At 72.6% G+C, this 14,797-nt stretch carries 6 protein-coding genes; 5 read left to right on the top strand and 1 reads right to left on the bottom strand.

Annotation, left to right across the window (positions count from 1 at the left end; genetic code table 11):
- Positions 1 to 71: 71 nt before the first annotated feature.
- Positions 72 to 1,637, bottom strand: coding sequence for a phospholipase D family protein (locus tag DR046_RS13465; RefSeq protein ID WP_115382911.1), 1,566 nt, complete (start codon positions 1,635 to 1,637; stop codon positions 72 to 74).
- Positions 1,638 to 1,832: 195 nt separating this feature from the next.
- On the opposite strand from DR046_RS13465, the gene DR046_RS13470 reads away from it, so the two are divergent.
- Genes DR046_RS13470 through DR046_RS13490 form a run of 5 tightly spaced genes read left to right on the top strand, consistent with a single transcriptional unit; the run spans position 1,833 to position 14,796 of the window.
- The gene (locus DR046_RS13470; protein WP_167767109.1) at positions 1,833 to 3,623 is read left to right on the top strand and encodes an autotransporter assembly complex protein TamA; all 1,791 of its coding nucleotides are present in this window, start codon (positions 1,833 to 1,835) and stop codon (positions 3,621 to 3,623) included.
- Positions 3,623 to 10,171 (top strand): translocation/assembly module TamB domain-containing protein, encoded by a 6,549-nt coding sequence (locus tag DR046_RS13475; protein ID WP_115382913.1) that lies wholly within the window; start codon positions 3,623 to 3,625, stop codon positions 10,169 to 10,171. Before DR046_RS13470 ends, DR046_RS13475 begins: the two co-directional genes overlap by 1 nt.
- A gap of 2 nt (positions 10,172 to 10,173) precedes the next feature.
- Positions 10,174 to 10,797, top strand: a complete 624-nt coding sequence (locus DR046_RS13480; protein WP_115382914.1) for a paraquat-inducible protein A — start codon at positions 10,174 to 10,176, stop codon at positions 10,795 to 10,797.
- The gene (locus tag DR046_RS13485; RefSeq protein ID WP_115382915.1) at positions 10,764 to 11,417 is read left to right on the top strand and encodes a paraquat-inducible protein A; all 654 of its coding nucleotides are present in this window, start codon (positions 10,764 to 10,766) and stop codon (positions 11,415 to 11,417) included. The genes DR046_RS13480 and DR046_RS13485 overlap by 34 nt, the downstream gene beginning before the upstream one ends.
- On the top strand, positions 11,410 to 14,796 hold the full coding sequence (locus DR046_RS13490) for an MlaD family protein (RefSeq protein WP_115382916.1): 3,387 nt from the start codon (positions 11,410 to 11,412) through the stop codon (positions 14,794 to 14,796). Before DR046_RS13485 ends, DR046_RS13490 begins: the two co-directional genes overlap by 8 nt.
- Position 14,797 lies beyond the last annotated feature (1 nt).

Consider the following 14,797-nt stretch of genomic DNA (forward strand, 5'->3'; position numbering starts at 1 on the left):
GGGGATTGGGCGAGGCGGCCGGAGACCGAGGCAGGGGATCCGGCCGCCGCCCCGGCCGGCGCCAGGCGCGATCAGACCATCTCGTCCGGGACGACGGGCAGGTCGCGGCCGAGGCGCAGGCCCGGCCCGCTGGGATAGGGCACGAGCAGGCCGCGGCGATGCTCGGGCGCGCGGGCCGCGTTCTTTCCCGCCAGCTCGCGCCAGGCGGCGACGCAGCTTTCGCCTTCGAGCAGCGGGCCGCTCTCCCCCTCGCCCAGCCAGTGCTGAAGCAGCCGGCGGCGCGTGGCCGCGACCTCGGCGGCGCCGCGCAGCGGGACGCCGAACTCCGTGTCCCAGCGCAGGCTGCGGCCGTTCAGGTTGGCGCTGCTGATCAGGCCGCGGTCGTCGTCGAAGAGGCAGACCTTGGCGTGGACGTAGATCAGCGGCGCGCCGTGCAGGGTGTCGCGGCCCCGGCTCCGGGCCGGGCGGCGCTGCGCGGGCGCGCCGATGAAGGTCCGCGCCCCGAAAGCGCGGCGCAGTTTGCGCACGGCGCGGGCCTGCAGGTACTCGCCGAAACGCGCATCCGCGCGGCGCGAGCCGAAGAAGGCCACGTCCTCCGGCGCGCCGGGCAGCACCAGGAACAGCCGCAGCCCGGGCCGCGCGCGGGCGGCGCTGGCCAGCGCCCGGGCGATCAGGCGGTCGCGCATGAACTGGGTCTCGAGGTAGATCAGGTCGCGAGCCGAGGCGATGCCGTCCAGGATCGCCTCCTCCAGCTCCGACAGGACGGTCTGAGGCGAGAACAGCCTGGGCGTCCCCGGCGCGCGCGAGGACAGGGTGCGCAGGACGACGGGCGGCCCGGGCGGGGGATCGGCGGCGCGATGGGTGACGGCGACGAAGTCGATCAGATGGGCACGGGTCGCGGCGGCCGTCTCGGGGTCGTCGCGCAGAAGCTGGACGTCGTGCCAGGTCTCCTCGGCGGGGCGGTCGTGGTTCCAGTCGTCGTAGCGCCGGGCGTTGAGGTCGAGCCCGCCGCAATAGACGCGCCGCCCGTCGATCACGGCGACCTTCTGGTGATGCGTCACCGGGACCAGCTCCGGCAGGCGCAGGCGGCGGGGCCGGTGGCTGTTCTTCTGCCTGACGAGATGGGCGAGCAGCCCCGGCCGGTCGCGCAGCAGGTTGACCCGCGCCGCGTCGGGCATCGCATCGAGCTCGCGGATGCGGGCCTCGAGCATCTTCTGCACCCGCGGCCAGAGCGCGAGACGCACCGGCCAGGCCAGCCGCGCCGGGTGCAGCGCGGCGTGGGTCTCGAACACCGCCCCGGCCGGCGCCACCTCGCGCAGGGCGGCGGCGAGGCGCAGGGTGCGCCATGTGGACGCATGCAGCGCCTCGGCCACGACCGGGTCGAAATCCGACAGGATCAGCCGGACCCGCACCCCGCGCGACACGGTGTGGAGCAGCAGGTCGAACCAGTCCTGCCCCACCGCGCGCGCGCGCGACCCGACCAGCGGGGTCGACAGGTCGAAGATGCGAAAGCCCGCGAACACTTCGTCTTCTGCGTCGAGGACGGCATCCTCGAAGGCGGGATAGGCCTCGGACGCGGTGATGAAGACCCGCGTCCGGCCGTCTGGGGCGGGGTCGTTCTGAACTTGCAAGGCCATGGGCGAAGCGGTCGGTCCGGGTCGGTCAATCCCCTCTCCTATCCGCGACGGCGGGGCGCCGCACAACCCCGGCTTGCGCCCCCCGGCGGCTTTCCCCTTCCGGACCGGGATGCTAGCACCGGTGGAAACGAGGTTTGCATGGGCCATGTTCCGGCTAACTCGGCAGTGCCGGGCATGTCGGCTGGGGGGCAAAATATGAAGTTTCGGAATGCCTTCCTGGCTGTGCTGGTCAGCGGTGCGGCGACCGCGGACGCCGACGCGGCGGAGTTCCAGCTGACCTTCCAGGGCGACAACGAGGCCCTTGCCCAGACGATCCAGGCGACCTCGCTGGTGGCGAACACGATCCGCGAGGAAGAGGACGCGACCCGCCGCGAGATCGTCGCCGCCGCCCAGGCCGACTATTCCCGCCTGCTGGCGGCGATGTTCGAGGCGGGGCATTTCGGCCCGGTGATCTCGATCCTGATCGACGGGGTCGAGGCGGCGGAGCTTCCGGTGATCGGCACCGACGCGCCGGTCGACCGGGTCGAGATCCAGGTCGCGCCCGGCCCGATCTTCCTGTTCGGCGAGGCGCGCATTGGCCCGCTGCCCGAAGGCGTGGCGCCGCCCGAGGGCTTCGCCCCGGGCGCGCAGGCGGGCACCGACATCCTGCGCGAGGCCACCTCCGAGGGCATCGACGCCTGGCGCGCCCGCGGCTTCGCCAAGGCCGAGCTGGAGAGCCAGGAGATCGTCGCCCGGCACCCGGTGAACCTGCTGGACGCGCGGCTGACGCTCGATCCCGGCCAGCGGCTGAGCTACGGCCCGCTCCTGATCGAGGGCAACGAGAACGTGCGGGCGGGGCAGATCCGCCGCATCGCCGACCTGCGCCCGGGCCGCGTCTTCGATCCCGAGGAGGTGCGCACCGCCGCGCGGCGGCTGCAGCAGACCGGCGCGTTCCGCTCGGTCGCGGTGGTCGAGGCCGACGAGGCCCTGCCCGACGCGACCCTGCCGCTGACGGTGCAGGTCGTCGAACGGCTGCCGCGCCGCATCGGCTTCGGCGCCGAGATCAGCACGACCGAGGGCGCGGGCCTGTCGGCCTTCTGGCTGCACCGCAATCTGACCGGCTTCGCCGACAGCTTCCGGGCCGAGGCCGAGATCACCGGGATCGGCGGCGATTCGGGCGGCGAGGATTATCGCCTGGGCTTCGCCTACAACCGCCCGGCCACCTTCAACAGCGAGACCGACCTCTTCGTCACCGGCGAGGTCGAGAGCCTGGACCAGGACGACTTCACCTCCGACCGGGCGGAGCTGGTCGTCGGCGCGCGGCGCATCGTCTCGGAGGAGTTCCAGTACAGCTACGGGCTGTCGCTGGAATATTCCGACGTCGAGGACGCTTTCGGCGAGCGTGAGTTCCTGATCGCGTCGATCCCGCTCAAGGCGCAGTACGACCGCCGCGACGAACCGCTGAACCCGGCCGACGGCTATTACGTCGAGGCGGGGCTGGACCCGTTCTACGGGTTCGAGACCGCAGGCGGGGGCGTCCGCTTCACCGCCGACCTGCGCGGCTACCAGGGCTTCGGGGACGACCGCCGCACCGTCATCGCCGCACGGCTGCAGCTTGGCACGGTGGTCGGGCCGGACCTGGAGGACACGCCTCCGACCGACCTGTTCTTCTCGGGCGGGGGCGGAACCGTGCGCGGGCAGCCCTTCCAGTCGCTGAGCCTGGAGCTGCCCTCGGGGCGAGAGGTCGGTGGACGATCCTTCGTCGGCCTCTCGACCGAGCTGCGCCGGAGGGTCACCGACACGATCGGCGTGGTCGGCTTCATCGATGCAGGCCAGATCAGCGAAAGCTCCGACTGGTCCGGCGGCGAGAGCCATGTCGGCGCGGGCCTCGGCGTGCGCTACAATACCGGGATCGGGCCGATCCGGGTCGATCTGGGCGTGCCGGTCTCGGGGCCGGGCGACAATTCGGGCTTCGAGATCTATATCGGAATCGGGCAGGCCTTCTGATGCGCAAGTACCTCATCCCGCTGGCCTTCGTCGCCGCCCCCGCCCTGGCCCAGGACACCGAGGAGGCCCGAGACCGCGGCTTTCTCGTCGGGCTGATCGAGGACAACCTCTCGGCGCCGGGCCTGTCGGTGCGGCTGGACGGGTTCGAGGGGGCGCTGTCCTCGGAGGCGAGGCTCGACGCGCTGACGGTCTCGGACGACGAGGGCGTCTGGCTGCGGCTGGAGGACGTCGTGCTCGACTGGAACCGGTCCGCGCTGCTGCGCGGGCGACTGGAGGTCGAGGCACTGACCGCGGGGCTGATCCGGGTCGAGCGGGCACCGCTGCCCCCCGAGGGGGTCGAGGCGCTGCCTGACGCAGGGGCCTCGGGCTTCTCGCTGCCGAACCTGCCCGTTTCGGTCGATATCGAGACGCTCCGCGCCGACCGGATCGAGCTGGGCGCGCCGCTTCTGGGGCAGGACCTGGCGCTGACGCTGGAGGCTTCGGCGCGGCTGGCCGACGGGTCGGGGTCGGTCTCGCTGGAGGGGCGGCGGCTGGACGCCGTCGAGGGCGTATTCGACATCGAGGCGAGCTTCGACGCCGAGACCGAGGTGCTGGCGGTCGACCTGGAGGTGGCCGAGGCCGAGGGCGGCGTCGCGGCCACGCTGCTGCAGCTTCCGGGCGCGCCCGCGATCGAACTGTCGGTCGAGGGCGAGGGCCCGCTGGACGATTTCAGCGCCGACGTGACGGTCGCCTCGGACGGGGTGGAGCGGCTCGACGGCGCGATCACGCTGACCGGGGTGGACGCCGGCCGCCGCTTCGACGTCGATATCGGCGGCGACCTGACGGCGCTGCTGGCGCCGCGCTACCGGCCGTTCTTCGGCGAGGATGTGGGGCTGCGCGTCGCGGGCCTGCTGCGCGACGAAGGCGGGACGGTGCTGGACGCGCTGTCGCTGGAGACCCGCGCCCTGACGCTGGAGGGCGAGGCCGCGATCGGCGCGGACGGCTGGCCGACGCTTCTGGACATCGAGGGGCGGCTGGCGTCCCAGGATGGCAGTCCGGTGCTGCTGCCGACCTCCACCGCGATCAGCGTCGAGGGCGCGCGCTTCGTGCTGCGCCACGACGCCTCCGAATCCGAGGATTGGGCGCTGGAGCTGACGGTGGACGGGCTGGACCACCCCGAGCTCGCGCTGTCCTCGGCCGAGATCTCGGCCACCGGGGAAGTGTCGCGCGAGGGCGGCACGGTCACCGCAGCCACGGGCGACCTGGCGGTCGAGGCCAGCGGCCTCTCCTTCACCGACCCTGCCCTGCAGGAGGCGGTGGGGACACAGGCGGCCCTGACGGCCGACCTGAACTGGCAGAACGGCGCGCCGGTCCGGATCGAGAACCTGGAGCTGCGTGGCCCCGCGCTGGAGGCCGACGGCTCCGTCGCCTATGACGCCACGGCGGAGCTGCCGATCCTGCTGGACCTCGCCGCGCGCGTGCCGGACCTGACCCGTGTCGCCGAGCTGGCCGGGCTGGAGGCGCTGGCCGGCAATGCCGAGGTGGCGGTCGAGGGCGGTCTGGCGCCCGGGGGCGCCTTCGACCTGAGCGTCGCCGGCGAGGCCAGCGACCTGCGCACCGGCATCGAGCAGGCCGACGGGCTGCTCGACGGGCGCACGCAGCTTTCGGTCGAGGCGCGGCGCGACACGACCGGCACCTATCTCGACGCGCTGAGCCTTTCGAACCCGCAGGTTTCGGTGACCGGCGAGGCGGCGATCTATGCCGAGGACGCGCCGGAGCGCGCCGAGGGCCGGACCAGCGCGGCCGACCTGGAGATCGTGCTGGCTGACGGCTCGGTGATCGACCCGCGGCTTGCCGGAGAGACCCGCGCGACGGTCTCGCTGACGCAGGACGAGGGGGGCGTCTGGCAGGGCACCGCCGCCATCGACGCGCCGGAAGGCGTGGCGTTGCGCGCCGAGGGCACCCTGACCGGGCCCGAGGCCGATCTGGATTTCGCGCTGACCGTCCCGGAGATCGGCGACTTCGTCGAGGGCATCCCCGGCGGCGTCGCCGCCGAGGGCCGCGCCTTCGTCGACGCGGACGGGTTCTGGAACGTCGATGCGGACGCGACCGGACCCTGGGACCTGACTGCCGCCGTCGAGGGCCGCGTCACCGGCGACCGGCCGGAGATCAGCTATACCGCCCGCCTGCCCGACCCGACCGCCCCCGTCCCCGCACTGGAAGCCGTCCCGGCGCTCGCCGCGCCGGTGGAGCTGTCGGGGACGCTGGCGCAGGAAGGCGCGGCCTGGGTCACCGACACCCGCGTCGACGGGCCCGAAGGCATCGTGATCCGCGCCGAGGGCCCGGTGACCGGGCCGGGGCCGCGGCTGGATATCGCGGTGACCGTGCCCGAGTTGCAGGACTTCGTGGAGCAGGTCGAGGGCACGCTGTCGCTCGATGGCACCGTCGCCCGCGAGGGCGAGGACTGGCGCGCCACGGTGCGCGCCGCCGGTCCCTACGACGCGCAGGCGACCGTGGAGACGGTGCTGACCGACACGCCGCTCGCCATCGACTTCTCGCTGCTCGTGCCGGACCTGTCCGAGATCGTGCCGGCGGTGCCCGGGGGGCTGGATATCGCGGGCATGGCCGTGCAGGCGCCCGAGGGCTGGCGGGTCGATGTGACCGGCACCGGCCCCTACGATGCGGCGCTGGAGGTCATGGCCCGCCTGCCCGAAGCCGGGCCGGAAGTCGACGCGACCATCCGCATCCCCGATTCCTCGGCCATCGCCGAAACGCTGGAGGGCCCGCTGGTCGTCGAGGCGCAGGCGCGCCAGCGCGACGGGGTCTGGTCGGCCGACCTCGACGCCTCCGGCCCCTTCGGCGCGACCGCGACCGCGCAGGCGAGCCTGCGGCCGGAGGGCGCCGAGGTGACCGCCGACATCCGCATCCCCGACGTGAGCGAGATCGATCCGCGCCTCGACGGCCCGCTGACCGTCGATCTGGACGCGCAGCAGGTCGACGGCGTCTGGGAGGCCGAGTTCGACGCCGACCTGCCCTTCGACGGCACCGCCGTCGGCACCGCCCGGCTTGGAGGAGAGAACCCGGAGGTCGACCTGGAGATCGTGCTGGCTGACGGCTCGGTGATCGACCCGCGGCTTGCCGGAGAGACCCGCGCGACGGTCTCGCTGACGCAGGACGAGGGGGGCGTCTGGCAGGGCACCGCCGCCATCGACGCGCCGGAAGGCGTGGCGTTGCGCGCCGAGGGCACCCTGACCGGGCCCGAGGCCGATCTGGATTTCGCGCTGACCGTCCCGGAGATCGGCGACTTCGTCGAGGGCATCCCCGGCGGCGTCGCCGCCGAGGGCCGCGCCTTCGTCGACGCGGACGGGTTCTGGAACGTCGATGCGGACGCGACCGGACCCTGGGACCTGACTGCCGCCGTCGAGGGCCGCGTCACCGGCGACCGGCCGGAGATCAGCTATACCGCCCGCCTGCCCGACCCGACCGCCCCCGTCCCCGCACTGGAAGCCGTCCCGGCGCTCGCCGCGCCGGTGGAGCTGTCGGGGACGCTGGCGCAGGAAGGCGCGGCCTGGGTCACCGACACCCGCGTCGACGGGCCCGAAGGCATCGTGATCCGCGCCGAGGGCCCGGTGACCGGGCCGGGGCCGCGGCTGGATATCGCGGTGACCGTGCCCGAGTTGCAGGACTTCGTGGAGCAGGTCGAGGGCACGCTGTCGCTCGATGGCACCGTCGCCCGCGAGGGCGAGGACTGGCGCGCCACGGTGCGCGCCGCCGGTCCCTACGACGCGCAGGCGACCGTGGAGACGGTGCTGACCGACACGCCGCTCGCCATCGACTTCTCGCTGCTCGTGCCGGACCTGTCCGAGATCGTGCCGGCGGTGCCCGGGGGGCTGGATATCGCGGGCATGGCCGTGCAGGCGCCCGAGGGCTGGCGGGTCGATGTGACCGGCACCGGCCCCTACGACGCGGCGCTGGAGGTCATGGCCCGCCTGCCCGAGGCCGGGCCGGAAGTCGACGCGACCATCCGCATCCCCGATTCCTCGGTCATCGCCGAGGCGCTGGAGGGACCGCTGGTCGTCGAGGCGCAGGCGCGGCAGCGCGACGGGGTCTGGTCGGCCGATCTCGACGCCTCCGGGCCCTTCGGCGCGACCGCGACCGCACAGGCGAGCCTGCCGCCGGAGGGCGCCGAGGTGACCGCCGACATCCGCATCCCCGACGTGGGCGAGATCGATCCGCGCCTCGAGGGACCGCTGACCGTCGATCTGGACGCGCAGCAGGTCGAGGGCGTCTGGGAAGCCGAGTTTGACGCCGCCGGACCGCTCGACGCGACCGTGACCGCCTCGGCCCGCCTGCCCGAGGAGGGTGCGGAGGTCGTGGCCGACGTGCGCATCCCCGATTCCTCGGTGCTGTCGCCCCGGCTGAGCGGACCGCTGACCGCCGATCTGGACGCCGCGCAGACCGATGGCGTCTGGACCGTCGATTTCGACGCCGACCTGCCTTTCGACGGCACCGCCGTCGGGACCGCACGGCTGGATGGCCAGGATGCCGAGGCCGATCTGCGCCTGCGCCTGCCCGACAGCTCGGTCATCGCGCCGCAACTGAACGGACCGCTCGACGCGGACGTGGTCGCGCGGCAGGTGGACGGGGTCTGGACCGTCGATGTCGACAGCGAGGGGCCCTTCGGGGGCACGATCGTCGCCGATGCGCGGATCGCGCCGGACGGGATCGAGGCGGATGCCAGCGTCAGCCTTCCCGACAGCTCCCGCGTGGCGCCGCAGCTGAGCGGACCGATCGACGCGGAGATCGAGGCCCGGCAGAGCGACGGCGTCTGGACGGTGACGGCGAACAGCCAGGGGCCGTTCCAGGGCACCGCCTCGGTCGAGGCCAGACTCGACGGGTCCGACGCGGACGTGACGGCCAATCTCCGGCTGCCCGACGTCTCGGTGCTGGCGCCGCAGCTGAGCGGGCCGCTGACCGCAGAGGTCGACGCCAACCAGCGCGACGGGGTCTGGCGCGCCGACGTGACGGCGAGCGGCCCGCTGGGCGCCTCGGCCGAGGTGTCGGGCGTCGTCGCGGGTGCGCCAGTCAACGTCGACGTGTCGGTCTCGGTGCCGGACGTCTCGCCCCTGGTGCCGGACCTGTCCGGGCCGCTGCGCGCGACGGGACAGGTGGACCAGGTCGGCGACGACTACCGGCTGGACCTGGACGTCTCGGGCCTGTCGGGGACGCAGGCCGATGTCTCGGGCACCGTCGCGCCCGACGGGACGCTGGCGCTGGACGTGGCGGGAACCGCGCCGCTGGGCCTCGCCAATCCGTTCATCGAGCCGCGCCGCCTGGGCGGCACCGCCCGGTTCGACCTGTCCATCGACGGCCCGCCGGAGCCCGGCTCGGTCACCGGGACGATCACCACCGAGGCCGCGGCGCTGGAGCTGCCGACCCTGCGCACCAGCCTGGACCCGATCTCGGCCACGATCCGCCTGACCGGCGGGCAGGCGGTGATCGACCTGACCGGCGCGGTCGAGTCCGGGGGCGACCTGACGGTCACCGGGCCGGTCGGGCTGGCCGCGCCGTACAACGCCGATCTCGCCATCCGCTTCGACGGGACGATCGAGGACCCGAACCTCTATACCGCGCGCGTCACCGCGGCCATCGCCGTCCAGGGACCGCTGGCCGGCGGCGCGACGATCACCGGCGACGTGCTGATCCCCGAGGCCGAGATCGCGGTGCCCTCCACCGGCATCACCTCGGTCGGGGAGCTTCCCCCCATCGACCATCTCGGGGCGACCCGTCCCGTGCAGCGGACCCTGGCGCGGGCCCGTCAGGACGCCGCCTCGCAGGCGGAGGACGCCGCAGCGGCCGCGGTCCCGGGGCCGGGCTATCCGCTGAACATCACCGTGCGCGCGCCGGACCGCATCTTCGTGCGCGGGCGCGGGCTGGACGCGGAGCTGGGCGGGCAGTTGCTGGTGACCGGGACGACCAACAACGTCATCACCTCGGGCGGGTTCGAGCTGATCCGCGGGCGGCTCGACATCCTGCAACAGCGCTTCGAACTCGACGAGGGATCGATTACCTTTCAGGGCGACTTCGTGCCCTATATCCGCCTCGTCGCGGTGACGGAGGCCGAGGCGCTGACCGCCTCGATCGTGGTCGAGGGGCCGGCGGACGACATCGACGTGAGCTTCGAATCCTCGCCCAACGCGCCCGAGGAGGAGATCCTGGCGCAGATCTTCTTCGGCCGCGACCTGAGCCAGCTGTCGCCGCTGCAGGCGCTGCAACTGGCCAATTCCATCGCGGTGCTGGCCGGGCGCGGCAATGGCGGCCTGCTGGAGCAGCTGCGCGGTGGCGCCGGGCTCGACGATCTGGACGTGACCACCGACGCGGAGGGCGAGACCGCGGTGCGGGCGGGCAAATACGTCTCGGACAACGTCTACACCTCGGTCGAGATCGACCAGGATGGCGATGCGGCCGTGTCGCTCAACATCGACCTGACGCCCGACCTGACCGTGCGCGGCACCACCAGCGCCTCCGAGGGCAGCAGCCTCGGCCTCTATTTCGAGCGGGACTACTGAGCATGCAGCCCTCTCCCGACATGGTCTGCTGCCCGGTCTGCGACGCGCTCCACTGCTTCCCGGCCGATCCCGACCCGGGCGAGCGCGCGCGTTGCGTCCGCTGCCGCACGGTGCTCGCAAACGGGAAGGACCAGGCGATCCTGCACATCGTCGTGCTGGCGGCAACGGCGCTGGTGCTGATGACGATCGTGGTGTTCTACCCCTTCCTGGAGCTGCGCAACGGCGTCTTCGACAGCCGTGCCTCGGTCTTCGAGACCGTGATGAGCTTCAGCGAGGGCGTCATGGCGCCACTCTCGATCGCGGTGGCGGCCTTCGTGATCGTGCTGCCGATCGCGCGATTGTCGCTGCTGATCTGGGCGCTGGGGCCGCTGTCGGTCGACCGCGAGCCGTGGCCCGGGGCGGCCCGGGCGCTGCGCTGGGCCGAGATCCTGAAGCCCTGGGCCATGGCCGAGATCTTCATGGTCGGCGTCGCGGTGGCGCTGGTCAAGCTCGCCGATCTCGCCACGCTGTCGATGGGCCCGGCCTTCTGGTCCTTTGCCGCCATCGTCATCATCACCGCCCTCAAAGACACGCAGATGAGCAAGCATTCCGTATGGACGGCACTGGACACGGCCAAGACCCGCTAGGCGCGCACACGCTGACGGCGCGAGAGGCGGGGCTGGTCGGCTGCCGCCACTGCACGCGCGTCTGCGCAGCGACCGACGAGCGCTGCCCGCGCTGCGGCGGAAAGCTCGTCAGCCGCGACCCCGGGGCGCTGCAGCGGGTCTGGGCCTGGTGGGTCGCGGGGGTGCTGCTGTTCATCCCGGCGAACCTCTACCCGATGCTGATCACCTCGACGGTCGGGCGCGCCTCCGAGGCGACCATCGTCGGCGGTGTGATCGAGCTGATGCATTACGGCGCCTATGCCGTGGCCGGCATCGTCTTCTTCGCCTCGGTGATGATCCCGGTCGGCAAGTTCGTCGCCATCGCCTATCTCGCCGTGCTGGTCCAGCGGGGCCACCGGACGAAGCCCTCGCACCTGCTGCACCTGTTCGAATTCGTCGAATGGATCGGCCGCTGGTCGATGATCGACGTGTTCGTGGTGGCAATTCTGGTCGCGCTGGTGCAGTTCGACCTGATCGCAACCATCAACCCCGGAATCGCGGCGGTCTGCTTCGCGCTGTCGGTCGTGTTCACCATGCTCTCGGCGCTCAGCTTCGACAGCCGCGCCATCTGGGACCGGATCGAGACGCTTTCGGATGACTGACACGCCTTCGCCGCAGGACCGGCCCCCCGCGCCGCAGATGGAACGGCCGCGCCGCCGCCGCATGGTCTCGGCCGTGTGGCTGGTGCCGATCGTGGCAGTCATCATCGCGCTGGCCATCGCCTGGCAGTCCTATGCCAATCGTGGCGTGCTGATCGCCATCGCCTTTCCCGACGCGTCCGGCGTGCAGATCGGCACGACCCAGCTGCGCTTCCGCGAGGTGACGGTGGGCGTGGTCGAGGACGTGGGCTTCTCGGCCGACCTGACGCAGGTCAACGTCTATGTCCGCGTCTCGCGCAACATCGCCCCCTATCTCGACGAGGACGCCGCCTTCTGGGTCGTCCAGCCGGAGGTGACGACGCGCGGGGTCGAGGGGCTGAACACGATCCTGTCGGGCACCTACATCCAGGGCACCTGGGACAGCGAGATCGGCGAGCCGCAGACCGCCTTCCTCGGCAACGAACGGGCGCCCATCGTGCCGCCCGGCGTGGAAGGCACGGCCATCGTGCTGGCGTCGCGCGAAAGCTCGCGCCTCGGGCCGGGCGCCCCGATCCTCTACCGCGGGATCGAGGTCGGCGAGGTCGCGCAGCCGCGGCTGTCCCCCGACGGCTCCGAGATCCGGATCGACGCCTTCGTCCGCGCCCCCTACGACCGTCAGTTGTCGACGGCGACCCGGTTCTGGGACGCCTCGGGCGTGTCGGTCGACATCGGCGCGGGCGGGGTCGAGCTGAACATCGGCTCCATCGCGACGCTGGTCGAGGGCGGGCTGAACTTCGACACGCTGATCTCGGGTGGGAGCGAGATCGAGCCGGGCCATGTCTTCACCATCTATGCCGACGAGGAAGCCGCCCGCGCCTCGACCTTCGAATCGCCCGCGCAGCGGTCGATCCTGGTCTCGACCCTGCTCCCCGCCTCGCAGCAGGGCCTCACCGTCGGGGCGCCGGTGCGTTACCAGGGCCAGCGGGTCGGGACGGTGGCGTCGATCACCGGCTTCGTGCGGCCTGACGATCCGACGGGCTCGGTCGAGCTGCTGGCGGTCATGTCGCTCCAACCCGCGAAGATGGGGCTGGAGGGGATGCAGACCGATCTGGAGGGGATCGATTTCATCACGGAACTGGTCAATGAGGAGGGGCTGCGCGCCCGGCCGGCCGCGACGGGACTGCTGGGCGGCAGCCTCGCGGTCGAGCTGGTCGAGCTGCCCGACCCCCCGCCCGCGCGGGTCGAGATCGGGGTGACGGACACGCCGCTTCTTCCGGCGGTCGAGGGCGAGGAATCCGGTCTCGCCGCCAGCGCGTCCAGCGTGCTGGACAGGCTGGCCGCGCTGCCCGTCGAGGAGCTGCTGGACGCGGCGACGAGCCTGCTCAACAACGTCAACAGCATCGCCGCCGACGAATCGACCCGCGCGATCCCCGGCGCGGCATTGTCGGTGCTGGAGGAGAGCCAGGGCCTCATCGCCGAGGGCCGCAGCGTCATCGCGGCACCCGAGATCGCGCGCACGCTCGCCTCGATCGACACGGCTGCCGCCGACATCGCCGCGCTGTCGCAAGCGCTGCGCGAGCGGGAGGTGGCACGGGAACTGGCCGAGACCTTGGGCTCCGCCAACATCGCCTCCGACAACATCGCGCGGGCAACGCAGGACCTGGACGAGCTGGTGGCCGACCTGGCCGAGGTCTCGGCCGCGGCCCGGACCATCCTTGCGGACCCGGCGACGCAGGCGATCCCCGGCGCGGCGCTGGCCGCGGTCGAGGACGGGCAGGGGCTGATCCGCGACGGGCGCGCGATCCTTTCCTCGCCGCAGGTCGCGTCGGTCCTGATCGACATCGAGACGCTGGCCGACGACCTGGCGACCCTGTCCCAGCAGCTGGTCGAGACCGGCCTCGTGACCCAGGTCACGAGCACGCTGGAGACCGCCGACGCGGCGGCAGGCAACATCGCGCGGGGCACGCAGGATCTGGACGCGCTGACCGCCTCGATCCGGCAGGTCGCCGAAGAGGCGGGCGCGCTGCTCGCCGACGAGGCCACGCGCGCCCTCCCCGGCGCGGCGCTGGCGACGCTGGAGGAAGGTCAGGCCTTGATCGCCGAGGGACGCGAGATCGTCGCCAGCGGCCAGATCGCCACCATCCTCGACGAGGCGGCGCAGGCGACGGCCAGGATCAACTCCATCGTGGGCGAGTTCAGCGCGGCCGCGCTCGCGCCGCAGATCACCGAGGCGGTGTCGGCGGCGACCACGGCCGCGCGCAACATCGCGGACGCGACGGTGGGGCTCGACGCGATCGCGCAGGGCGTCGACCGCGTCGTCGCCTCCGCCGACGCGCTGCTCGCCTCCGAGGAGGCGCAGGCATTGCCCGGCGCGGCGCTGGCCACGCTGCAGGAAGGTCAGGCGCTGATCGCCGAGGGACGCGAGATCGTCGCCGGCGGCCAGATCGCCGCCATCCTCGATGACGCCGCCGCGGCGACGGCCACGATCAACGACATCGTCGGCGAGCTGGGCGCGGCAGCGCTGGCGCCGCAGATCACCGAAGCGGTGTCGGCGGCGACCACCGCGGCCCGCAACATCGCCGACGGGACCGTGGGGCTGGAGAACATCGCGCAGGGGATCGACCGCGTCGTGGCCTCCGCCGACACGCTGCTCGCCTCGCAGGAGGTGCAGGCCCTGCCCGGCGCGACGCTGGGCCTGATCGAGGACGGGCGCGCGCTGGTCGCCTCGCCCGAGATCACGACGCTCATCCGCGAGCTGTCCGAGACGGCGACGAGCATCCGCACGATCACCACACAACTGGCCGCCGAGGATGCCGCGAGCCGTCTCACCGCCGCGCTCGCCGCCGCGGAGGAGGCCGCGCAGTCCGTCGCGGAAGGCACGCGCAATCTGCCCAGCCTCTCGGCCTCGGCCGAGCGGGTGCTGGCGCAGGCCGAGGAGCTGGGCGCCGGGCTGAACCGCCTGACGGTCAAGGCCGAGAGCCTCGCGCTGGAGGAGCTGGTGAACGCCACGACGGACCTGATGGTCACAGCCGACGCCTTCCTCTCCTCGGACGAGGCGGGGGACGTGCCGGTCGTGCTGTCGAACACGCTGGAGGAGCTGCGGCTGACGATCGAGACGATCCGCACCGGCGGCACGCTGGAGAACCTGAACCGCACGCTGGTATCGGCCGGAAACGCCGCCGACAGCGTGGCCCAGACGACCGGAGAGCTGCCGGCGCTGGTCCAGCGCCTCGCCGCGCTGACCGAGCAGGCGGGTACGCTGCTGGAAAGCTATTCAGACGGCTCCCGCGTCAATCAGGAGCTCTATGCCGCGCTGCGCGCAGCCACGCGCGCCGCCGAGGACGTCAGTTCGCTCTCGCGGACGATCGAACGCAACCCGAACTCGCTCCTGCTGGGAAGATAGA

Source organism: Jannaschia formosa (assembly GCF_003340555.1).
Classification (GTDB): domain Bacteria; phylum Pseudomonadota; class Alphaproteobacteria; order Rhodobacterales; family Rhodobacteraceae; genus Jannaschia; species Jannaschia formosa.